28 protein-coding genes and 2 pseudogenes are annotated in these 18,623 nt (G+C 56.3%); 15 read left to right on the forward strand and 15 right to left on the reverse strand.

Annotation, left to right across the window (positions count from 1 at the left end; translation table 11 throughout):
• Window positions 1-146 precede the first annotated feature (146 nt).
• Window positions 147-857, reverse strand: a complete 711-nt coding sequence (locus tag ACR3E6_RS21080; RefSeq protein WP_170347013.1) for a methyltransferase domain-containing protein — start codon at window positions 855-857, stop codon at window positions 147-149.
• Between the two features lie 810 nt (window positions 858-1,667).
• Here ACR3E6_RS21080 and ACR3E6_RS21085 point away from each other — a divergent pair.
• The gene (locus ACR3E6_RS21085) at window positions 1,668-2,051 is read left to right on the forward strand and encodes a VPLPA-CTERM sorting domain-containing protein (RefSeq protein WP_480489285.1); all 384 of its coding nucleotides are present in this window, start codon (window positions 1,668-1,670) and stop codon (window positions 2,049-2,051) included.
• Between the two features lie 57 nt (window positions 2,052-2,108).
• Here ACR3E6_RS21085 and ACR3E6_RS21090 read toward each other — a convergent pair whose 3' ends face one another.
• The 9 genes from ACR3E6_RS21090 to ACR3E6_RS21130 form a co-directional block, all read right to left on the reverse strand.
• Complete coding sequence (locus tag ACR3E6_RS21090; protein WP_480489287.1) at window positions 2,109-2,501, reverse strand: hypothetical protein; 393 nt, start codon at window positions 2,499-2,501, stop codon at window positions 2,109-2,111.
• Window positions 2,502-2,682: 181 nt separating this feature from the next.
• The gene (locus tag ACR3E6_RS21095) at window positions 2,683-2,991 is read right to left on the reverse strand and encodes a glycosyltransferase family 2 protein (protein ID WP_480489289.1); all 309 of its coding nucleotides are present in this window, start codon (window positions 2,989-2,991) and stop codon (window positions 2,683-2,685) included.
• Complete coding sequence (locus tag ACR3E6_RS21100) at window positions 2,972-3,166, reverse strand: hypothetical protein (protein WP_480489291.1); 195 nt, start codon at window positions 3,164-3,166, stop codon at window positions 2,972-2,974. The genes ACR3E6_RS21095 and ACR3E6_RS21100 overlap by 20 nt, the downstream gene beginning before the upstream one ends.
• The gene (locus ACR3E6_RS21105; protein ID WP_480489293.1) at window positions 3,156-3,365 is read right to left on the reverse strand and encodes a hypothetical protein; all 210 of its coding nucleotides are present in this window, start codon (window positions 3,363-3,365) and stop codon (window positions 3,156-3,158) included. The genes ACR3E6_RS21100 and ACR3E6_RS21105 overlap by 11 nt, the downstream gene beginning before the upstream one ends.
• 20 nt (window positions 3,366-3,385) lie before the next feature.
• The gene (locus ACR3E6_RS21110; RefSeq protein WP_480489295.1) at window positions 3,386-3,562 is read right to left on the reverse strand and encodes a nucleotide-binding protein; all 177 of its coding nucleotides are present in this window, start codon (window positions 3,560-3,562) and stop codon (window positions 3,386-3,388) included.
• A 499-nt stretch (window positions 3,563-4,061) separates the two neighbouring features.
• Window positions 4,062-4,667, reverse strand: coding sequence for a hypothetical protein (locus tag ACR3E6_RS21115; protein WP_480489297.1), 606 nt, complete (start codon window positions 4,665-4,667; stop codon window positions 4,062-4,064).
• Complete coding sequence (locus ACR3E6_RS21120; protein ID WP_480489299.1) at window positions 4,664-5,194, reverse strand: hypothetical protein; 531 nt, start codon at window positions 5,192-5,194, stop codon at window positions 4,664-4,666. The genes ACR3E6_RS21115 and ACR3E6_RS21120 overlap by 4 nt, the downstream gene beginning before the upstream one ends.
• Before the next feature lie 168 nt (window positions 5,195-5,362).
• Window positions 5,363-6,004 carry an ExeA family protein gene (locus tag ACR3E6_RS21125; protein WP_480489301.1) on the reverse strand — a complete coding sequence of 214 codons (642 nt, stop codon included), beginning with the start codon at window positions 6,002-6,004 and terminating at the stop codon, window positions 5,363-5,365.
• A gap of 20 nt (window positions 6,005-6,024) precedes the next feature.
• Window positions 6,025-6,219 carry a hypothetical protein gene (locus ACR3E6_RS21130; protein ID WP_480489303.1) on the reverse strand — a complete coding sequence of 65 codons (195 nt, stop codon included), beginning with the start codon at window positions 6,217-6,219 and terminating at the stop codon, window positions 6,025-6,027.
• Between the two features lie 619 nt (window positions 6,220-6,838).
• Here ACR3E6_RS21130 and ACR3E6_RS21135 point away from each other — a divergent pair.
• Window positions 6,839-7,093: pseudogene (locus ACR3E6_RS21135) on the forward strand (hypothetical protein); the annotation flags it as partial.
• A 295-nt stretch (window positions 7,094-7,388) separates the two neighbouring features.
• The gene (locus ACR3E6_RS21140) at window positions 7,389-7,556 is read left to right on the forward strand and encodes a sugar transferase (protein WP_480489305.1); all 168 of its coding nucleotides are present in this window, start codon (window positions 7,389-7,391) and stop codon (window positions 7,554-7,556) included.
• 89 nt (window positions 7,557-7,645) lie between these two features.
• On the opposite strand, the gene ACR3E6_RS21145 is transcribed toward ACR3E6_RS21140, so the two are convergent.
• Window positions 7,646-7,822, reverse strand: a complete 177-nt coding sequence (locus ACR3E6_RS21145) for a hypothetical protein (RefSeq protein ID WP_480489307.1) — start codon at window positions 7,820-7,822, stop codon at window positions 7,646-7,648.
• 26 nt (window positions 7,823-7,848) lie between these two features.
• Here ACR3E6_RS21145 and ACR3E6_RS21150 point away from each other — a divergent pair, with 26 nt between their 5' ends.
• The 12 genes from ACR3E6_RS21150 to ACR3E6_RS21205 all read left to right on the forward strand — a co-directional run bounded on the left by ACR3E6_RS21150 (window position 7,849) and on the right by ACR3E6_RS21205 (window position 15,625).
• Window positions 7,849-8,679, forward strand: coding sequence for a tetratricopeptide repeat protein (locus ACR3E6_RS21150; RefSeq protein ID WP_480489309.1), 831 nt, complete (start codon window positions 7,849-7,851; stop codon window positions 8,677-8,679).
• Between the two features lie 251 nt (window positions 8,680-8,930).
• Complete coding sequence (locus ACR3E6_RS21155) at window positions 8,931-9,980, forward strand: tetratricopeptide repeat protein (RefSeq protein ID WP_480489311.1); 1,050 nt, start codon at window positions 8,931-8,933, stop codon at window positions 9,978-9,980.
• Between the two features lie 208 nt (window positions 9,981-10,188).
• Window positions 10,189-10,800 carry a polysaccharide biosynthesis/export family protein gene (locus tag ACR3E6_RS21160; protein WP_171637905.1) on the forward strand — a complete coding sequence of 204 codons (612 nt, stop codon included), beginning with the start codon at window positions 10,189-10,191 and terminating at the stop codon, window positions 10,798-10,800.
• A 154-nt stretch (window positions 10,801-10,954) separates the two neighbouring features.
• Entirely contained in the window at window positions 10,955-11,821 is an 867-nt protein-coding gene (locus ACR3E6_RS21165) for a hypothetical protein (protein WP_480489313.1), read from the forward strand.
• Window positions 11,782-12,387, forward strand: a complete 606-nt coding sequence (locus ACR3E6_RS21170; RefSeq protein WP_480489315.1) for a hypothetical protein — start codon at window positions 11,782-11,784, stop codon at window positions 12,385-12,387. The genes ACR3E6_RS21165 and ACR3E6_RS21170 overlap by 40 nt, the downstream gene beginning before the upstream one ends.
• 132 nt (window positions 12,388-12,519) lie before the next feature.
• Window positions 12,520-12,744 carry a hypothetical protein gene (locus ACR3E6_RS21175; RefSeq protein ID WP_480489317.1) on the forward strand — a complete coding sequence of 75 codons (225 nt, stop codon included), beginning with the start codon at window positions 12,520-12,522 and terminating at the stop codon, window positions 12,742-12,744.
• Between the two features lie 30 nt (window positions 12,745-12,774).
• Complete coding sequence (gene xrt, locus ACR3E6_RS21180; RefSeq protein WP_480489319.1) at window positions 12,775-13,584, forward strand: exosortase; 810 nt, start codon at window positions 12,775-12,777, stop codon at window positions 13,582-13,584.
• Window positions 13,581-14,132 (forward strand): exosortase C-terminal domain/associated protein EpsI, encoded by a 552-nt coding sequence (locus ACR3E6_RS21185; protein ID WP_480489321.1) that lies wholly within the window; start codon window positions 13,581-13,583, stop codon window positions 14,130-14,132. Before xrt ends, ACR3E6_RS21185 begins: the two co-directional genes overlap by 4 nt.
• A 166-nt stretch (window positions 14,133-14,298) precedes the next feature.
• Window positions 14,299-14,568, forward strand: coding sequence for a hypothetical protein (locus ACR3E6_RS21190; RefSeq protein WP_480489323.1), 270 nt, complete (start codon window positions 14,299-14,301; stop codon window positions 14,566-14,568).
• Window positions 14,553-14,786, forward strand: a complete 234-nt coding sequence (locus ACR3E6_RS21195) for a hypothetical protein (RefSeq protein WP_480489325.1) — start codon at window positions 14,553-14,555, stop codon at window positions 14,784-14,786. The genes ACR3E6_RS21190 and ACR3E6_RS21195 overlap by 16 nt, the downstream gene beginning before the upstream one ends.
• A 221-nt stretch (window positions 14,787-15,007) precedes the next feature.
• Window positions 15,008-15,175 carry a hypothetical protein gene (locus ACR3E6_RS21200; RefSeq protein ID WP_480489327.1) on the forward strand — a complete coding sequence of 56 codons (168 nt, stop codon included), beginning with the start codon at window positions 15,008-15,010 and terminating at the stop codon, window positions 15,173-15,175.
• 120 nt (window positions 15,176-15,295) lie between these two features.
• Window positions 15,296-15,625 carry a hypothetical protein gene (locus ACR3E6_RS21205; RefSeq protein ID WP_480489329.1) on the forward strand — a complete coding sequence of 110 codons (330 nt, stop codon included), beginning with the start codon at window positions 15,296-15,298 and terminating at the stop codon, window positions 15,623-15,625.
• 393 nt (window positions 15,626-16,018) lie between these two features.
• Here ACR3E6_RS21205 and ACR3E6_RS21210 read toward each other — a convergent pair.
• The 4 genes and pseudogenes from ACR3E6_RS21210 to ACR3E6_RS21225 form a co-directional block, all read right to left on the reverse strand.
• A pseudogene (locus ACR3E6_RS21210) lies at window positions 16,019-17,035 on the reverse strand (glycosyltransferase family 4 protein); the annotation flags it as partial.
• A 241-nt stretch (window positions 17,036-17,276) separates the two neighbouring features.
• A complete protein-coding gene (locus ACR3E6_RS21215) occupies window positions 17,277-17,606 on the reverse strand; it encodes a UDP binding domain-containing protein (protein WP_480489331.1) in 330 nt (109 codons plus the stop codon).
• Window positions 17,607-17,617: 11 nt separating this feature from the next.
• Entirely contained in the window at window positions 17,618-17,761 is a 144-nt protein-coding gene (locus ACR3E6_RS21220; protein ID WP_480489333.1) for a hypothetical protein, read from the reverse strand.
• Between the two features lie 37 nt (window positions 17,762-17,798).
• Entirely contained in the window at window positions 17,799-18,479 is a 681-nt protein-coding gene (locus tag ACR3E6_RS21225; protein WP_480489335.1) for a nucleotide sugar dehydrogenase, read from the reverse strand.
• Between the last annotated feature and the right edge of the window lie 144 nt (window positions 18,480-18,623).

Here is an 18,623-nt window from a genome sequence, read left to right on the forward strand (position 1 = left end):
GCAACTATTGCATTTAGCCCGTCTTCCAGTGCCATTTCACAAGGATCAAAATCAGGCGCGTTCATCAGCGTCCTCGGCAGCCTCCATCAATCGGGCCATAAGCGGCGTTATCCCACTCCGGTCTCTGCCGGCATGGCGTTAAGCAATCATTTGATAGCAAGAAAACCTTCAAAACAAATATACTTCTGAATACTCATCACATCCTTGAAACCGGCCCGGCCCAGCAGATCCAGATTGCCCTGAGTGGAAAACGGCTCCAGCACGCTTTTCAGGCTGCGCGCCTTTTCGACGATTTCCTCGCTTGAGAATCCGTTGCCGATTTTGAATTCGTTGTAGAGCTGGGTCACAAGATCCTGAAACCGCGCATCCGGCCCCCGGACCTTTTCGAACATGACAAACGCACCGCCCCAGTTCAGGGTGTTGTAGATTTTGGTGAACAGTTCCTGCCGGTACCGGGGCGGGATGAACTGCATTGTATAATAGCTGACGATCATGTCCGCCTTTTCCATCTCCATATGACGGGCATCGTCATGAAGAATGGAAATGTTCGGGACATCCGCGCAATGAGCTTCGGCGACTTTCACCATTTCAGGTTCGACATCGATGCCGATCCAGCGTGCGTCAGGCTTTCCCGCATTATGTTCTGCCAGCTTGCGGATCAACTCTCCGGTTGATGTGCCGATTTCATAGCAGAGACTGTCATTGCGGACGAAGAAATCGGAAACCTGACAGATCAGGCCGTGACCCATTTCATAAAGAGGAACAGACAATTTGATGTGGTCTACAAACGTATCGGGAACACTGCCCCCAAAGGTCCAGTTCGCATTCTCAGCGGCTATGTTCTGGCCAACGCCCATGCGCAATGTCTCCTCGCTAAATAGGCAGGCACAATGGACAAACGGCTAAACAAGGGCTTCCGATTGAAAATGCGTGCCTGAACTTGGTACAATAACAATCCAAAGCTACACGAAACTTTCGGACCGTCGAAGAAGAAATATGGCGGAACCCGGGTTTGTGGCCTTTTTCCCTTCTGTCGCGATCCGCAGGGCCCTTGTCGCGGGCCGAAAGTGGACAGTGCGCTGAAATGATTTGTATTGTTTCTTGCCTTGTGCGGCACGGGGCGCCCGTCATGCGAAAAGACGTGCCGGCGGCATTTCATGACAGAGTGATCGGGCGTGGTTCTGCATTGCCTGAACCGGTTCGGATTATGCTTGGTGCAATGTGAAAACGCTTGGAATCGCCGGAAAGTCGGCATGTTCTCCAGACGCAGATTCGCCTTATTCGGGTGATTCTGGTTCACGATAGGAAACAAACTGTAACTCAGGTATCCATTGTGCTGAGCAATGGGCCCTTGCGACAAAAAAGCCACAATTCCGAGGAAAATCCTTCGCAATCAAATAGAAATGAATTATTAATAATTGCAGTAGGTGCCCTGCCGAGATTTCGAGCGGGTTGTGTGTATAAAAATCAAAGGTGGGACTTTGTATGTTTAGAACTTTTAAAATGATGGCGGCGGGGCTTGCTACTGCTGTGATGATGGCCGGATCGGCCAGCGCTCTGACTTCGGTGTCAGCGGGTGGTGGTCCTCTTCCGGGGGTGGATATGACATCACCTCCGACACGCTCTTCTCCGGTACCGTTTCCACGATGGGTGGACCCGGGGCTTACATGATCAACTTCCAGTCGCCGATTGATCCTCTTTTTGGTGTTGCGAACGCTTCGATCACCATCAATCTGCTGAGCACGTTCACAGGTCTGACGGTGAGCTGGGTCGACGCCTTGAATCCGGCCAACGTGCTGGCATCGACGTCGGTTCTGGGTGGTGTTCAGACGACACTCAGCACGCTGTTCAGCAGCGTCAGCCCGAACACCTTGAGCCAGAATTTGGTGTTTAGCTGGGCCAACTCTCAAGGGGCGACCGATGCCAATGGCAATCCGGTGCCGGTTACGTTTGATTTCGACGTCGCACCAGTTCCGCTGCCCGCCGGTGGTCTGCTGCTTCTGACCGCGCTTGGTGGTCTGGCTCTGACGCGTCGCCGCAGGGCCGCCTGAGCGACACACAAACCTGACAAACAGGACAAGGGGCCGTTTCGCGGTCCCTTTCTTTGATCAGATGTCGCCACCTGCTGCCTGGCGCAACATCCAGATCATCCGCTGACATCTGAGCCGGAACAACGTGATGACCGCCCGACTGGTTTCGCCCGCCGAGGCCAGCTTGTCGCTGGTAAGGATTTTCGGGGTATGCACAATTGCACTGGCCGGCATGGCCAATCCACGGATCGCCCACCGCATGCGGGCGGCGGCGTTGGTGCCATGCAGCAGATATGCCTCTTGGGTCGTGCGCCGCCACTTGGCCTTGAGCGCGGGCCAGTTCTGCCGGGATGGATGGCTGACACGAAAGTCGTCCCGGTAGATCAGGCTATACCCGCGCGCGACCGCGCGCATGGTCCATTCCCGATCTTCCGAGACACCGTTGATGAACCCGCCGATCGCATCGAACACATCGCGCCGGGTCAGCAGGTTGCCGGCGCCGGAAAACCCTTGAACCTCGATATACCTGCGGAAGTTGAATGCAAAAACGGCCTCGAACGCTTCTGCGCCGCTGCGCGGGGCGGGGTTTCGTCAAAGACATCTACCCGGCCACCAATCAGATCGGCCTGATCCGCGACCTGACGCCCGACGCTCAACCAGTCCGGCGCGGGTACGCAATCGGCATCGATGAAAAACAGCCGGGGCGCTCTGGTTTCTGCAACCCGCGATTGCGGGCATGGGCCGCGCCCTTTTGGGTTTCCACCACGAAACGCACCTCGGGAAAGGCCTGGCGCATCGTGTCCAGCGACACCGGAGAGTTATTGTCAACGACAACGATTTCGGTCGCCGTCAGATCGTTCTCTCTCAGGGCAAGAAGACATCGTTCCAGCCGGGGCAAATCGTTGTAATGGGGAATGATCACCGCATCGGCCGGAGCCGTATCAGTAGGATCCGTACTCATTGCCAAACGTCCCGCTGATGTATCGGCATTTGTTCAGCACGATCCCCATGACGCTGGTCAGTTCCGCCAGTTGCTGTTCGGAAACGTCGATATGGTCGATGCTGGTTTCTTCGGCCGCAGCCAGAAGCAGGGCACAATCGACATTCCTGAGAAAGCCGTGGCTGTCATCGCTCATCATCAGGGGGCGTGTCGAACAGAATGACGTCGGGTTTGTAATCCGCCTCGAGCTGTTCGAGAAATTCGATCGCCCGTCGGCTTTGCAAGATTTCCGCCGGGTTGCGCGTGGGCGTGTAATTCAGCCCGAAAATCACGTTCTTGCCATACCGCAGCGCATGTTCGTGAAACGGCACCGATCCCTGAATGACGTCGGCCATGCTGTGGTTGCCGGTTTGCTTCAGAATCTCGGCCAGCCCCTGCGCCGCATGTCGAAATCGATCACGATCGTCCGCAGATCTTCCTGCCGCCCCAGGCTGAACGCCAGGTTGGCCGTCGTCGTGCTTTTGCCGCACCCGCTGTACGGGGAGGTCAATGCCACCCTGCGCCATTTGTTGGACAAGATCTGCTGCAGCATCTTGGTCCGCAACATGTCGTAGGGGTGGCGTCCGCGCCGCCAGCCAGAGATGCAAGCCGGTTGCGCACTGCGAGCTTTGGGTCGATCTGTATCTCGGGCACGCTTTGCCACCGGGCGTCACGAGTGTCTTCTGACGGGGCGTGACGGGGCGGTTGTTCCATGACCGGCGGCGGGCTTTCGCGGCTCTGCCGTTCCTCGCGCGCCTTTTGAATCGCTTTCTGAAGACGGTCCATCACACATTCACCAAATCAATCGAAACAATACTCACCAGTATGTCTCCAGTTTATCCATCACTCTCTCGGTAATAAGATCGAGGGGCAGGTAATAAGTATGCACCGCCCAGACCCCGGCTGGCACTCCGATTAGAATGGCCAGTATGATCCCACCCCATACCGCGCGCTGCATCAACACTTCACCGCGTGATGGAGCATAGGAATCGTGGCGATCGGCCAGACCTCAAGCTTGTTGATCAGGTCTTCGGGCCGACGCACGGACCGATTCAGGACCTCCAGCAAAACCACCAGCCCCAGCCCCAGCAGGATACCAAAGGCCGATCCCCTCCGGCAATCATCAGGCGGTTGGGTTTCGAAGGCTCGCTTGGCGTAGAGGGATGCTCAATGACGGAAATACGTTGCCCTTGGGACGTGACCTCAATCCGTTCCCCGGTTGAAGCATCGGCCAGGCGACTGATCGCGACGTTGTACTGGTTCTGAATATTGTCGTGTTCGCGTTGCAGTTCTGCAAGCGTGATGGCGTTGGCCGGGGTCTGGTCAATCGTCAGGGTCAGCGCGTCGAGCCTGTCCTGAAGCACCCGGCGCTGATCTTCGAGCGCTGCAATCTGCGAGTCGATCTGCGCCAGTTGCAGGTCAAGGGATGAATTTCCCGTCTGGTTAGATGGCGCCGGGGCGTTTGCTTGTTCGGCAGCTACAACTTTCTCAAGCTTTTCAATCCTGGCGCGCAGCAGTTTGATCTGCGGGCTGTTCTCGGAATAGACCACAAGCTGATTGTCGAGCTGTGACTGCAGCTGACTTAACTGCTGTTGTGCCGGGGTCTGGTTTTGTTGCGGAGGCCCGACAACCTGCCCTGTCGAACTGAAGATATTCATGAGATTTTCCCGCTGTGACTTAAGGGAAAAATCTGCTGATCCGTCTGTTCAAGATTGGTCTGCAATGCCCCCTGCTGCGCCAGCCTGAACTGCAGACTGTCGGGGAGCGCATCGGAATTATCATTCTTGAACTCGAGAATGCGGGCGCTGCGTCTGCTTAGCTCGTTGCTCAGGCGGTCAACTTCCAGCTGGAAAAAGGCCAGCGTGTCGGTCGCGCGCTCCTTGCGATACGAGACGTCCAGCTTTTGGATTTCCGTCAGATACGCGTTCAACACACCAGCTGCGATCGGACCGGTTCGCGCCTCGAAACTGATTGTCATCAGATTGGCCTGATTGAGACCGCTGGAAATCCAGATCGAGGTGTTCTTGCGCATGGCTTTGACAACCTGATCGGGGCTTGCTTCATCCTGGTCGGGCAGAACCTGAAACTCGCGCGCGATTTCCAGAAGGATCGGACGGGTCAGCAGGCGCTGTTCGATGATCTGAAGCTGTTCCGCTGCAGGTGTCGTGACGGTGCTGGCAGCCAAATTGCCCGGAATCTGAGGCGATTCAACAATAAGGCGCATCGTCGAGACATACGTGGCGGCAATGCTCTAGCGACAATGAATGACGCTACAGACACGATCAGGGCGACGATCAGGAAATACGGAAACCGCCTCAGGAAAATGGAAAAGTAATAGCGAACCGGGCCCATATCAGACTGTCAGCTCCTTCTCGAGTGAGTTTCCGCCAAAGAACACGCCATCTTTGACCACTTGCTCCACAACCTCTTCATCCACCTTCTCGGCCTCATTCGTCCAGGCATAAAGCAGGGCAAAGTCGCAGAACTGATTTACAAGTCGCGGAACACCGCGCGTTTGTGTGAAAATCTGCTTGCAGGCCTCTTCGGTGAACTCATCGCCTGAACCGCCAGCCGTTTTCATCCTATGTCTGATATAGGCTTTGACCGAAGACTCATCCATCCGTTCAAGATGAAAACTTGCGGCAACGCGCTGTGTCAGCTGGCGCATCTTGGGATCAAGAACCATGTCGCGCAATTCAGGCTGACCAACCAGAACAAGCTGGATCAGCTCATCCGTATTCGAGTTGATATTGGTCAGCATCCGGATTTCTTCCAACCCTTCGACGGTCAGGTTCTGCGCTTCGTCAAAGATCAGAACCACCCGCCGGCCCTCGGCATATTCCGCGACCAGGAAATCCTGCAGCGCCCGGAATATCTGTACATAGCTTGCATCCGCCTCGATCGGCAGACCCAGCGCGTGCAGGACCCATTGCAGCAGCTCTCCGCGACCGCCCTGCGCATTCGAGATCAACCCTACGGTGATCGACTGCTCCATCTCGCTGAGGAGATGCTGTATCAGGGTTGTTTTCCCGGCCCCGATTTCCCGGTCAGCACGGTGATGGGCGCACAACTCATGATGCCGAATTGCAGGACCGAGTAACCGCGCTTGTGCAGCGGCGACCAGTACATGAATCCGGGATCCGGAAGCAGCGTGAAGGGCCGTCGGTCAAGCCCGAAATAATCTAGATAAAACCCGTCGCTGGACGCCATTGCACCTCGGTTGCCTTCTGCCTTGTCAAACCTCGTACTGGCCCCCGGAGATTATCCAAACTCATGCTCTGAACCACCAGAAATCCCTTACACAAAGAACACATCACATAAACAAAAAGTACTTGGGTACTAGTTTGTCACAAAATCAAGATAGCAGGCACCACTAAACTGCACACGCGGTGAATTGACCTTTCCGCTTTCTCAATCTGAGGTGATCGGCGCGATTGTTTCCGTTGCGCCCTTATTGAGTTGACCGAGAAAGAGGCAATCAGAACCTGCTGTGATCACACATTAAAAGAGATTCTAGGGCGGGAATCAAACCTAAAGATCTAAATTCTTGCCCATTGTGTCCCGCAGGAAACGAAAGTTCATGAATTTGCGGCCGATCAATTGGTCGCAGCTTCATGATACCGTAAAAAGCACCTGCATTCAGCGACCAGAGAACACGTTCGCCAGCATTAATGTTTTGCAAGGCAGGTGGAATTTGTTAACAGTTGTATACGGGAAAGCGACCTCGCAAGTGAGTAAGTGCAGGGTCGAAGTGGTATAGAAATATAAGATTTTAAATATATGTAGTTGAGGTCGAGCGTGTTCGGTTCCTGAGTTTGGTAAGTGGTTCATGAGTGTTTGTGTGTGTTGGGGTTTAAATAGTGACAAGTCATTCGAAAGAAGTGGCCAACGCTGGCGCGGGCTACTCCGGTATTTCTGTTGTGCCTGCCACAGTGTCATATCCAGGGATATACAGAAGCGGAGGCAAGCGTCTTTTGACATAGCGTTCGCAGTGCTTGCAGCGCCTTTTGTCGTGCCGGTGGTGCTGTTGCTGGCCGCGTTTCTTGCGTGTCAGGGCGTGACCCCGTTTTATCGGCAGGAACGTGTCGGCAAGAATGGCAAAGCCTTCAAGATGCTTAAATTGCGCACCATGGTGCATGATGCTGAAACCGTGCTGCAGGAGCATCTGGCGAAGAACCCCGAAGCCAGGAAGAATGGGACCGCGATCAGAAGCTGCGCAATGACCCGCGTATCATCAAATTCGGAACTTTCCTGCGCAAATCCTCGATGGATGAGCTGCCGCAGTTCTGGAACGTTTTTGTAGGTGAAATGTCCGTGGTCGGTCCCCGCCCGATGATGGTGAACCAGAAAGAGCTTTATCCAGAAAATTCTATACCGCCATGCGTCCCGGCCTTTCGGGACCCTGGCAGGTTTCGAAACGCAATCAGTCCACATTTGCTGAGCGTGCGTTTCACGATACCGAGTATTGGAAAAGCATGTCGTTCAGTACAGATGTTTCAATCGTGTTCCGGACCATTTTTGTGGTCCTGCGCGGCACGGGTTGCTGAGAACGGGCCATGCAGCCGAACAGGTTGATTGGTTGTATGCTTTTTCCTTAAGTTTTGCAGGAGAACAGCAATGAACTGGATCGTACCTCCTATTGGCGCACGGCTGATCGCAGCTCTTTTGCGGCGACGCTCCTGCTGAGCGCGTGCGACTCGGCCGAGGAGCGGGCCGAAGCGCATTTCCGGCCGGGTTGGCCCATCTGGAAGCCGGTGATGTCGAGCGCGCACTTGTTGAGTTCAGAAATGTTTTCAACCTCAACGGCCAGCATAAAGAAGCGCGACTGACCTTTGCCAGGTGGAGCGCGAGCGCGGCAACATCCCGGTTGCATATGGTCAGTATCTGCGGCTGATAGAACAGTACCCAGACAACCTTGAGGGCCATCGGAACCTTGCCGAGATGGCTCTGGAAGTGGGGAATTGGGAAGATGTCAGGCGTCACGGCGCATTGGCAAGTGCTCTGGCTCCGGATGATATCGAAATCAAATCCATCAATAATATGCTGGCTTATACCGACGCGGTCAGGGATGGGGATTTCGCAGGTGTGGATGTCGCCGTCCATAGGGCCCGCGAGATGATCAAAAGCCATCCGGAACTGATGACCGCGCGCCAGATCGTAATTGACCATCTGATCCGCGATGAGGACTGGCCCGGTGTTCTGGAGGAAACAGAGGTGGCCATAGCCACCGATCCAATGGAAGAAAGCCTTTATGGAATCCGGCTCCGCGCACTTCAGGAACTGGATATGCCCGCAGAAATCGAGACGTTTCTTCGGCAGATGGCCGTGACATTCCCTGACGATGAGGGCGTCGAGCAGTTGCTTGTGGAACATTATATCGATCAGGGGAATCTGGATGCGGCAGAACAGATGCTGCGGGCTGAGGTGGATCCGCTCGCTGAAGATCACATGCCGACACAGCGGTTGATCGCCTTTCTGAACGATAACCGCGACTCTGCAGCGGCAATTGCCGAGCTGGATACGATCATCGCTCAGAACGGCCCGAACACGTTCCAATTCAAGACGGTGCGTGCAGCGCTGAAATTCCGATCGGGTGATGAACAAGCCGCGATCGCCGAGATGCAGAACACTGCTGGAAGGCGCGGAAAGAAACATACAGACCCGCGCTAGTGAGGTAGAATTTGCCCTCATGCTGTTCCAGGTCAGCCAGCCCGATGAAGCCCGCGCTTTGGTTGAAAAAGTCCTGTCCGAGGATGCAGCCCGGTCAGCGCTCTCAAGTTCAAGGCGTCCTGGCTGATTGACGAGGACAAGACCGGCGATGCGATTGTGCTTTTGCGCGAAGCGCTCGGTCAGGCGCCCCGTGACCCGCAATTGATGACCCTGATGGCCAGGCGCATGAGCGCAACGGAGACAGAGAACTGATGGGCGAGATGCTGGCGCTGGCGACGGAAATTTCGGGGAACGCACCGGACGAAACGCTGCGCTATGTCCGATTTCTGATCGCGGAAGGTGATCTGGTGATCGCCGAACGTGTTTTGGCCCAAGCCCTGCGCCAGACTCCGGAACATTCCGAGCTTCTGCTTTTGTTGGGAGAAGTATATCTGAGCATGCAGGATTGGGACCGCCTGGAAACCGTCCTTCATGCCATCAGGGATCTGGACAGCCCGGGAACACGGCGCTCCGCGAATGAGCTCAGGGCGCACATGCTGGCCGCACAGCAACGCACACATGAGCTGACCTCTTTCCTGAACGAGCTGGCGGATGATCCCGAATTTGGCCTGCCCGCCGATATCGCGCTTGTTCGCCTGATGCTTACAAAGGGGCAGACGGCCGAAGCCTTCGCCCATCTTGACCAGTTGCTTGCAGAAGACCCGGATTCTTTGCCAATCCGCCTGATCAAAGCCCGCGCGTTGATCAGTGAAGGCGACCGCGGTGAGGCTGAGCAGCTCTACCGTGTCATTCTTGAGGAATATCCGACTACGACGCGGGCATGGATTGCGCTGCACGGATTGGCAACGGAACGGAACGCTCCCGATCAGGCTAGGGAAATTCTGACCGAGGCATTGGCCAATCTGCCTGAAAACCCGGCCTTGCTCATGCTGCAGGCGACGGATTACGAACGCAGCGGGGATCTGGACCAGGCAATCGCAACATACGAAAAGCTTTATCCGATCACCAATCGCTCTCTGATTGTAGCCAACAATCTTGCAAGCCTGCTGACAACATATCGCAACGATGAGGAGAGTCTGCGGCGCGCACAGGTTTTGGCGCAACGTCTGCGTGGCACACAGGAACCGGCCTTCCAAGAAACATATGGCTGGGTCGCCTACCGGGTGGGAAATTATGAAGAGGCCGCCGCCTATCTTGAACCTGCGGCAGCGGCGTTCCTGAACATCCCACGGTACTATATCATCTGGGGAGAACATATGCGGCTTTGGAGCGGAACGAAGATGCGCTGCGTCTTTCCATAAGGCCAGGGCTTTCAGCGGGGCTTCTACGGAAATAGCGTCATTGGTAGAGGCTGAGATTGAACAGCTGAACGCTGTACCCACCAACAGCCACTAACACAGAGCTAATGACGCCGCTGCATTTCTGCCGCATCTTGTATGTATCAGACTCCTGCTGATTGTTTTGCAGCTTGTGGGAAGGCATAAGTAGGAAAAAGTGAGAGATTTGAATATGCGTACAGTCATCGGGTCATTAATCGCTCTTGCCCTTACCATGATCGCGGCCACCGCATCATGGGCGCAATCCTATCAAATCCAACCGGGTGATGCGCTGCAGGTTGAAGTTCTCGAAGACCCCACCCTGAATCGGACCATTCTGGTTCTGCCGGACGGGTCCATCAACTTTCCGCTTGCCGGCTCGATCCGTGCGGCCGGTCAGTCGACCAGCGGATTAAGCGCGTCGCTCTCATCGGCGTTGGCCTCGAATTTCAATACGCCGCCGACAGTCTTTATTTCAGTGGCGTCGCTGGCTCCGCCGCCGCTTCTGGGCGGACAGGCCGCATCCGGACCAACCATCGATGTTTTCATCATGGGTGAGGTCAATGTGCCCGGCAAGCATCTGGCAACCGAAGGCACGACAATTCTTCAGGTTTTGGCTCAGGCCGGTGGTCTGACCAATTTCGCGGCTCGCAAGCGCATCGAATTGCGCCGGGCTGACAGTAAAACAGGCGTGATGAGAAAATACACCTATAACTACAAAGGCTCGGGCGGTGGCATCCAAGGCAATACAGTGCTTAGACCCGGAGACGTGGTTGTCGTACCAGCACGCCGCTTGTTCGAATAGGGGCTGATACAGGTGGGAAATCCAGGAGCAGGCTGTCCACCATTCTGGGGGCGGGATCGCTGTCATAAGTTCGTTTACACCAGCTGTCGGGCAGCAGGCCTCGACACAGCAAACGACTGCGCAGCAAACACAAACCTCGACACAGCAAACATCCGTGCAGCAGACAACCGTCGCACCGACAGTTGTGCAGCAGACACCCAGCCAGCAATTGATCGCACAACGGGCACAGCGAAACCCGGCCCGAAGGGTCGGCCTGCCGACCGGTCAGCAGATTGGGACCGGGACCGGCCTGAGTGTGACCCTGGATTATCTCTCGTCGCTTAGACATGACAGCAATCTTCGCCTGACCGATCCTTCGCTTGGGTCCACGACCTGGTGGGAGAATACGCTGGCATTGGGTATTCTGAAGCAGACCTCGGATTCGAGATTGGCTCTTGACCTTTCCGGACTGTACCGGATCGCCAATGAGCCGATTATCGGGACGGATTCCAGCTTTGCGGACCCGTCTGCCCGCCTGTCGTATCAGCGGTCGCGCCAGAACAGCCAGCTTGACCTGCTATTGGATTACCGCGAACAGGATCTGGCTTTTAATCGTTCACTGACCGACACCAATCTGGATGGCAGAATCGATGCCGCCGATGTGACCGGAACCATCGGGGATCAGGTCAACTCCTTGGGCAACCTGAATTGGCAAACCGGCCTGAATGATCCAATCGGGTTCCAATTCATCTACAGCTATAGCGAACGCACTTATACAAACACGATCGATCCGAACCTGTTCGACAACAAATCAAGCGATTACACTGCGATCACGACATTGCGGGTGTCACCGGTTTTCCAAGCCAACTTGCGTCTCGGCTACACTGATTTCTCGGCAGAAGACAACGTGCGAACCGATGAGCAAACAACGGTTGTGACAGTAGGGGGACCTATGACATATCCCCTGTCACCACCGTCAGTGCGAATATCGGTTACAGTCAGGTGGATGACACGCAGCGCACAACCAATACCAACACCGTGACCGAGGATTTCGTCTGGGATTTCGCATGGAACAAAACCCTGCCAGATGGTTCGGCGGATTTTCAGATTGACCAGACATTCGGGGTCAATGGGTCACGGATAAACGCAACGGCCGGCCGCAGTTTTCAGCGCGCCAACGGACTATTCAGCTTCAACCTGGGCCTGACCAGAGGACCATTCGACGAAGTCACACCGATCGGGCAGCTCGACTACAGCTATCAGCTGGCCAGTTCCCGGATCGGAGCAACGGTGCAACGCCGGGTCGGCACCAGTACGCAGAGCATAGAAACACGTGAAACATTGGTGTTTCTGACATATGACTATTTCATCAACCCGGTATCGGGTCTGTCTTTCAGCGTCGATTACATCGACCAGGAAGACGAGGGAACCAGTCAACCCAACCCGCGCCAGCGCGGTACGTTCAGTGCGTCCTATACACGGGCGGTCACGAAAGACTGGGCTGTAAACGTGGGGTACCAATATGAAATGGACGATCAGAACGGCTTTAAGGCAACTTCAAACTCGGTCTTTCTGACTTTGGGCCGACGCTTTTCTCTCAAACCCTGACGTTCATTCACGCGGTTCATGATATCGACAATCAGGACATCCCGCGCCCAATGTCCCGAAAACGGATCAAAATAGCGGGAACTTGAGCCGTCATAATTTCAGGCCACACCTTATTGTGCATGATGGACCGTGATGCATCACCTCGATTCGAAAAACAGCCGCAGTAATATCCTTGAAGCGGCCAGAAGAGGCTTGCCGGTCCTGAACACCGTCGGGCTGTTCTGGTTTGTCCTGCTGCTGCTTGGATCGGTACCCGTCTTCTGGATCGGGATCGTGTCTCTGGGCGCCGCACGAGCACCCCGAATACAGCCATGGCCCGCTGATCCCGATCATCTCGCTGTATCTGTTCCTGCGTGAATTGCGGGATATGCCGCCCCCAACCCGGTTGTGCATGATCGCTGGCCGGGCGTGCTTGTGATTGCCGTGGCCCTGATCATCGCCATTCTGGGCAACCTGGCCCGTATTCCCGATATCGTCACCTATGCCATGATCATCTGGGTGGGCGGCGTCATGCTGACCGTGTTCGGCTGGCAGCGGGGCAAATACCACCAGCTGCCCGTGCTGCATCTGGTGTTCATGCTGCCGCTGCCGCAGTTCGTCTATTGGAAGCTCACGATCTTCCTGCAATGGATTTCGTCCGAACTGGGCGTCTGGTTCGTGCAGATGGCCGGTGTTTCGGTTTTCATCGAAGGCAACATCATCGATCTGGGGGTCTACAAACTGCAGGTGGCCGAGGCCTGTTCCGGGCTGCGCTATCTGTTCCCGATCCTGAGCTTCTCGTATCTCTTTGCCCTGCTTTACCGTGGCCCGATCTGGCACAAGGTGGTTTTGCTGGTTTCGGCGGCCCCTCTGACCGTGCTGATGAACTCGATCCGCATTGGCGTGATCGGCGTGCTGGTTAATCAGCACGGCATCGAGCAGGCTGAAGGCTTCATGCATTTCTTTGAAGGCTGGATCATCTTCCTGCTCTGCGTCGCCATTCTGTTCCTGATGGCCATCGGCTTGCAGCGTCTGGCGCCGATCCGCAACCCTTTGCCGAGACCATTGATCTGGATACCCAGGGCTGGGTTCTGTTGCCTTGCGTATCTTTGGCATTCGCGCATCGGTGGCGCTGGCGGTTGCGGCCCTTCTGACGCTTACGGTTTCAACCGCCTGGACCCTGCGGCCCGCTTCCGAAGTGCGGCCTGTGGAACGTGACCCGTTTGTACTGTATCCACGGCAGCTTGGGCCTGGTCCGGGTCGCCCACCACGTTGGATCCACAGGTAGAACAGGTTCTGGGTGCCAGCGATTACCTCAATGCCACCTATATCAACACCGGATCGGGCGATTTCGTGAACATGTTCGTGGCCTTTACGACAAGCAGACCGACGGCGACGGCATCCATTCGCCCGAAGTGTGCCTGCCGGTGGGCGGTTGGGAAATCTTCAGCCTTGAACCGTATGAGATCAACCCCGGCAACACGCCTTATGGCCGCTTTACGGTCAACCGCGCCGTGATCCAGAAAGAGCTGTCAAAACAGCTGGTCTATTACTGGTTCGAACAGCGCGGCAAGCGTATGGTCAATGATTTCCGCGCCAAGATGAGCGTTATTCAGGACGGCTTCACCATGGGGCGCACCGATGGCGCTCTGGTCCGGTTTGTGACCCCCATCCTGCCCGGTGAAACCGAAGCGGATGCGGATGCAAGGTTGCAACGTTTCATGGAGCCAAGCCTGAACCGCCTGCCCCGCTTTGTACCGTTTTGAGGAGGAAATTCGGCGCTCAGGCTTCTAAGCCTTTGAAGCCAAGTCATCGCAGTTGGATTTTGAGTGGTCGCGATAAGAAAAATAGATTGCACAATGATGTGCTATCGGTACCTGATGGATCAGTTTTTAGTTTCTAGTATATGGTTAGAAAGTGCCTGCGGCAGAAATGATTACGACACCTCAAAGCCGTTCTCTGCGACCAGTTCTGGCACTGACTCTGCTTGCCAGCCTTATCCCCTTGTGCGTGACACCCGTTCTGCCACTGACGGATTTCTACGCTCATATCGCCCGTTACTACATTCTGGCCAATCTTCCGGACTCGACCACACTGCAACAGAACTATGAGGCGGCTTGGCAACTGCTGCCCAATCTCGGGCTGGATGTTCTGGGCACGGGTATCATGAAAGTGCTGCCCCGCTTTTGGGTGCCAAGCTGATCGCTGGCCTGATCATTGCGGCCCCGTTCGCGGGAATTTTGTACCTGTCACGTGTTCTGCACGGTCACCTCCCGGTGCTCAGCGTGCTGCTGGCCGGTCTGGTCGCGTATAACCATATCCTGATCTGGGGTTTTCGAATTTTCTGCTTGGGTTGGGGGTTCTGCTGGGCGCAACCGGCTATTGGATTGCGACACAGGACCGCCCCGTCCGGCAACTGACCGTCACAGCCTGTCTGGGGCTGCTTCTTTCTTCATTCACGGACTGGCCTTTGCGCTGTGGGGCTGCTGCTGGGTATGGTCGAACTGTCGCTTGCCCTATCATCGGGCTACATGGGCCCCGTGTACTGATCCGCAGGGCCGCCCGACTGGCCCTGATCGCCGTTGCGCCAGCTTTATTGTTCATTCAGACAAAAACTGCGGGAGGCGGTGTCATCACGCCAGTGACCAACCTTCTGGCTCATGCCGAGCAAGGCACCTTATGGCGTCGGCTGGGCACCGAAGCCTATCTGAGAATGGATGGCATTCTGCGTGTTGCCGACTCGACATGGCGCAATTTCGACTGGGGCTTTGGCCTGGTTCTATGGGGCCTTTTGATCGGTGGCCTTTGACCGGGATATTGCAGATCGACAGGCGTATGAAACTTGCCGCGGCGTTGTGCGGGGTGCTGATCCTGCTCATACCCCGAACCTGTTCGGGTCGGGCATCTGGCCGAGCGTATTCCGCTTTTGATGTTGGCGCTTCTGGCGGCCAGCCTGTCCCTGAACCCCGACGCGAAACCGATATCACGCCGGGCTGCCGTTGCGTCGATCGCCGGGCTGCTTCTGGTGCGCAACCTGATGCTGACCGTTGGATGGTATCAGGATGGCAAGATCTACAGCGCATATCTTGATGCGCTGAGCCGCCACGATACGCGTACCTTGGGGGCCGGGGTTTATATTGAAGACGCCCGGGATGCATGGGTCTTCAAGCCCAGTTGCAGGCCCCTGTCCTTTCTCATGATTTTCAACGGCACCGCCGTTCCAACCTTGCCAACCCCACCCAACAACCGCTGCGGATAGTTGGGCCACTAAGTCAAGTAAATGAAATGGTGCACAGTATTGCTTTGAGTGCAGATCATACAGTGCCATCAGCTCTGAGCCTGTTGCAGGATACCGAAGTCGATTCCATCGTTATCTGCTCAAAAGAAACGCCTCCTGTGCAGACACATGGTTTCGAGATCGTTGCGACAACTGCGCCATGGGTTTTGTATCAAGGTCAGCTTCCCAATAGTCGCCCGTCTGACCTCACATAGAGCCCCTCACCCTGTTCTGTGTTGTTCTGACATTTTATCGAAACGCCAGTCATAAGGCTAAGACACCACAAAAACACTTAAGGACAGGCAGCGGAAAACAAGCTGCACAGCAGCAACACTCACCCCTACCCCTTCCAGATCCGCTGATACGCCGCGATCAGCGCGGGCACCTGATGCGGCCAGGCCATTTCGGACTCGACCCGGGCGCGGCCATAGCGGCCCATGGCGGCACGACGTTCGTCATCGGCCAGCAATTCGGTGATCTTGTCGGCCATATCCACCGGATCGTTGGCCTTGGCGTAAAGCGAGGCTTCCTGCGCCGAGAACCGCCCTTCGGTCACGTCGAACTGAACGATGGGTTTCTCGAAGGCCATGTATTCGAGGATCTTGTTCATGGTGGATTTGTCGTTCATCTCGTTCACCCGGTCCGGGTTCACGCAGACATCGGCGGTTGACAGGATCTCGAACAGATCATGATCGGGGCGCGGCCAGTGAAAGTGACATACTCTGACAGGCCCATTTCAGCAGATTGTTCGCGCAGCTTGTCCAGGCTGGGGCCCCCGCCCACAAGGCAGAACTGGATATCGTCGCGGCCCTGAACCTTGACCAGATGCGCCACGGATTCCAGCAGCAGGTCGATCCCTTCCTGATCACCCATGACGCCGACATAACCCACCATGTATTTCCGCCCGTTGCGCCAGGCCGGGTTCGGCGGCAGATGCTGCAACCGGCTGAGGTCGGGGCCCGATCGGACGACAAACACATCCTCGGGCGCCATGCCGCCGCGTTCGATGGCGATCTTGCGATAGCTTTCATTGGTGGCAATCGACACACGGGCCGAGGCAAAGGTCAGCCGCTCGAACGTTTTCATCAGTTTCCAGAAGAAACCGCGCTTGTTGAACTTGGCCTCGTAAAGCTCGGGGTTGATGTCGTGGTGATCGAACAGATAGCGCACGCCAAACAGCTTGAAGGGCAGCGCCACCAGAAAGATCAGATCGGGCGGGTTGCAGCCATGGATGACGTGAAAGCCGCGGGTGAATTTGATCTTCAGCGACAGCCAGCTTTCCCAGAACAGCGCCGCGCCATATTCCAACAGATACCCCAGCGCCCCGCTGGCATCCAGCGGCAGCGGGTGGCGATAGACCTTGATGCCCTCGTCTTCCCACGCGTTCCTCATGGCCCTTGCCGGTTGGGCAGATGACCGAGACCAGCGCGCCTGCGGCGGCCAGCGTGCGCGCCTCCATCCAGACGCGGCGGTCAAAGGGGACGGGGAGGTTTTCCACCACGATCAGAACCTTGAGGCCCTTCAGGGGCTGGCTCTGGCGCAGCTCTTCGAACGAGATCGGCTGAACGGCGGGCACAGGGCTAGTCATATTCATAGGTTCTTACCACCTCTGCATCACCCAGGTTCAGATCATTCACGATCCGGTTTGAACCGACCACCAGATCCCAAGGCCCGGCCTCGGCCGTGGCGCGGTCCACCAGCAGGCTGCCCACGTTGGGCAGGTGGGTAAGGCATAACCAAGGTTCTGCCCCCGCAGATCGGCCGGTTTGATGGCCGGATCATAGATCGACAGCTGATAGCCCGCCTGCAACAGGCGCCGGGCGATATCGACATTGGGGCTTTCGCGCAGATCATCGGTTCCGGCCTTGAAGGCCAGCCCGGCCATCAGCACCCGGCCCCCTTCGGGCAGCCGCGCCATGATATCCTGCGCCTGATAGGTTTTATGCGCCTGATTGGTCTGCAACAGGCTGTCGATCAGATGCGTATGCGCCCCACCTCACCGGCGATATGTTGCAGCGCACGCACATCCTTGGGCAGGCAGGACCCCCGAACGCGCCCCGGACGGGTGTAATAGGCCGAGATGTTCAGCTTGGTGTCCGAGACGAAAATCTCGTGCATGGTTTTGCCGACACGCCCATGCTGTGACAGATGCGGCCTACCTCATTGGCAAAGGCCACCTTGGTCGCGTGCGTGTGTTGTCGACGAATTTGGTGATCTCGGCCTCTTCAAAAGCGGTATAGAACACCGGCGCATCCAGGCCTTCGTGCATCTCGTCCATCACCGCCGAGCGATTTCCGTCTGCCGTGCCGACAACGATCTTGGGCGGGTTGAAGAAATCATCCACCGCCGAAGCCTCGCGCAGGAATTCGGGGTTATAGACAATCTCGATCGCCTGCGCCGTTCGCTCGCCCAGATAGCTTTGGAAGATCGGCTCGATCAGCTGCCGCACCGTGCCCGGCCGGAAGGTGGATCGGTACGCCACGGTCAGCGGTCGCGCGCGGTCGGGCGAAACGGCCTTGGCAATCTGCCGCGTCACCTCGGCCACGAAATTCATGTTGTGCGACCCGTCAGTGGAACTGGGCGTGCCGACGCAAACGATGGCCAGATCCACATCCGACAGGTCGGGGATTTCAACCGTGGCGCGGATCAGGTTCTTTGCAAGCGCCTCGGTCAGCAGTTCGGCCACCTTGGGTTCCTTGATCGGAGGCTGCCCGGCATTGATTTCCGAGACCTTGTCGGCATTTACATCGACGCCGATCACCTCATGCCCCTCACGGGTCAGACAGCACGCTGCCGTGAACCCCACATATCCCAGACCAAAAATCGCAATCTTCATACTGTTATACCATCTTGAAAACAGGCACCGGGTCCGGAAAACTCCGGGCTCTTCTACTTGTTACCCTTGCGCAGTCAGAATCCAATCTGAGACACTGAGGCGAAACTTCATTTTTCTATGTGATATTCTGCGCCGACTCGCCGC

The sequence above is a fragment of the Ruegeria sp. AL3 genome (assembly GCF_056536065.1).

Excerpts from the sequence above, each read along its gene's own strand:
- ACR3E6_RS21080 (WP_170347013.1), bottom strand. The coding sequence starts at position 857 with ATGGGCGTTGGCCAGAACATAGCCGCTGAGAATGCGAACTGGACCTTT.
- ACR3E6_RS21085 (WP_480489285.1), top strand. The coding sequence starts at position 1,668 with ATGATCAACTTCCAGTCGCCGATTGATCCTCTTTTTGGTGTTGCGAAC.
- ACR3E6_RS21095 (WP_480489289.1), bottom strand. The coding sequence starts at position 2,991 with ATGAGTACGGATCCTACTGATACGGCTCCGGCCGATGCGGTGATCATT.
- ACR3E6_RS21100 (WP_480489291.1), bottom strand. The coding sequence starts at position 3,166 with ATGAGCGATGACAGCCACGGCTTTCTCAGGAATGTCGATTGTGCCCTG.
- ACR3E6_RS21105 (WP_480489293.1), bottom strand. The coding sequence starts at position 3,365 with ATGGCCGACGTCATTCAGGGATCGGTGCCGTTTCACGAACATGCGCTG.
- ACR3E6_RS21110 (WP_480489295.1), bottom strand. The coding sequence starts at position 3,562 with ATGCTGCAGCAGATCTTGTCCAACAAATGGCGCAGGGTGGCATTGACC.
- ACR3E6_RS21115 (WP_480489297.1), bottom strand. The coding sequence starts at position 4,667 with ATGAATATCTTCAGTTCGACAGGGCAGGTTGTCGGGCCTCCGCAACAA.
- ACR3E6_RS21125 (WP_480489301.1), bottom strand. The coding sequence starts at position 6,004 with ATGGAGCAGTCGATCACCGTAGGGTTGATCTCGAATGCGCAGGGCGGT.
- ACR3E6_RS21130 (WP_480489303.1), bottom strand. The coding sequence starts at position 6,219 with ATGGCGTCCAGCGACGGGTTTTATCTAGATTATTTCGGGCTTGACCGA.
- ACR3E6_RS21140 (WP_480489305.1), top strand. The coding sequence starts at position 7,389 with ATGCGTCCCGGCCTTTCGGGACCCTGGCAGGTTTCGAAACGCAATCAG.
- ACR3E6_RS21145 (WP_480489307.1), bottom strand. The coding sequence starts at position 7,822 with ATGCTGGCCGTTGAGGTTGAAAACATTTCTGAACTCAACAAGTGCGCG.
- ACR3E6_RS21155 (WP_480489311.1), top strand. The coding sequence starts at position 8,931 with ATGGGCGAGATGCTGGCGCTGGCGACGGAAATTTCGGGGAACGCACCG.
- ACR3E6_RS21160 (WP_171637905.1), top strand. The coding sequence starts at position 10,189 with ATGCGTACAGTCATCGGGTCATTAATCGCTCTTGCCCTTACCATGATC.
- ACR3E6_RS21175 (WP_480489317.1), top strand. The coding sequence starts at position 12,520 with ATGCATCACCTCGATTCGAAAAACAGCCGCAGTAATATCCTTGAAGCG.
- ACR3E6_RS21190 (WP_480489323.1), top strand. The coding sequence starts at position 14,299 with ATGATTACGACACCTCAAAGCCGTTCTCTGCGACCAGTTCTGGCACTG.
- ACR3E6_RS21205 (WP_480489329.1), top strand. The coding sequence starts at position 15,296 with ATGTTGGCGCTTCTGGCGGCCAGCCTGTCCCTGAACCCCGACGCGAAA.
- ACR3E6_RS21220 (WP_480489333.1), bottom strand. The coding sequence starts at position 17,761 with ATGCACGAGATTTTCGTCTCGGACACCAAGCTGAACATCTCGGCCTAT.
- ACR3E6_RS21225 (WP_480489335.1), bottom strand. The coding sequence starts at position 18,479 with ATGAAGATTGCGATTTTTGGTCTGGGATATGTGGGGTTCACGGCAGCG.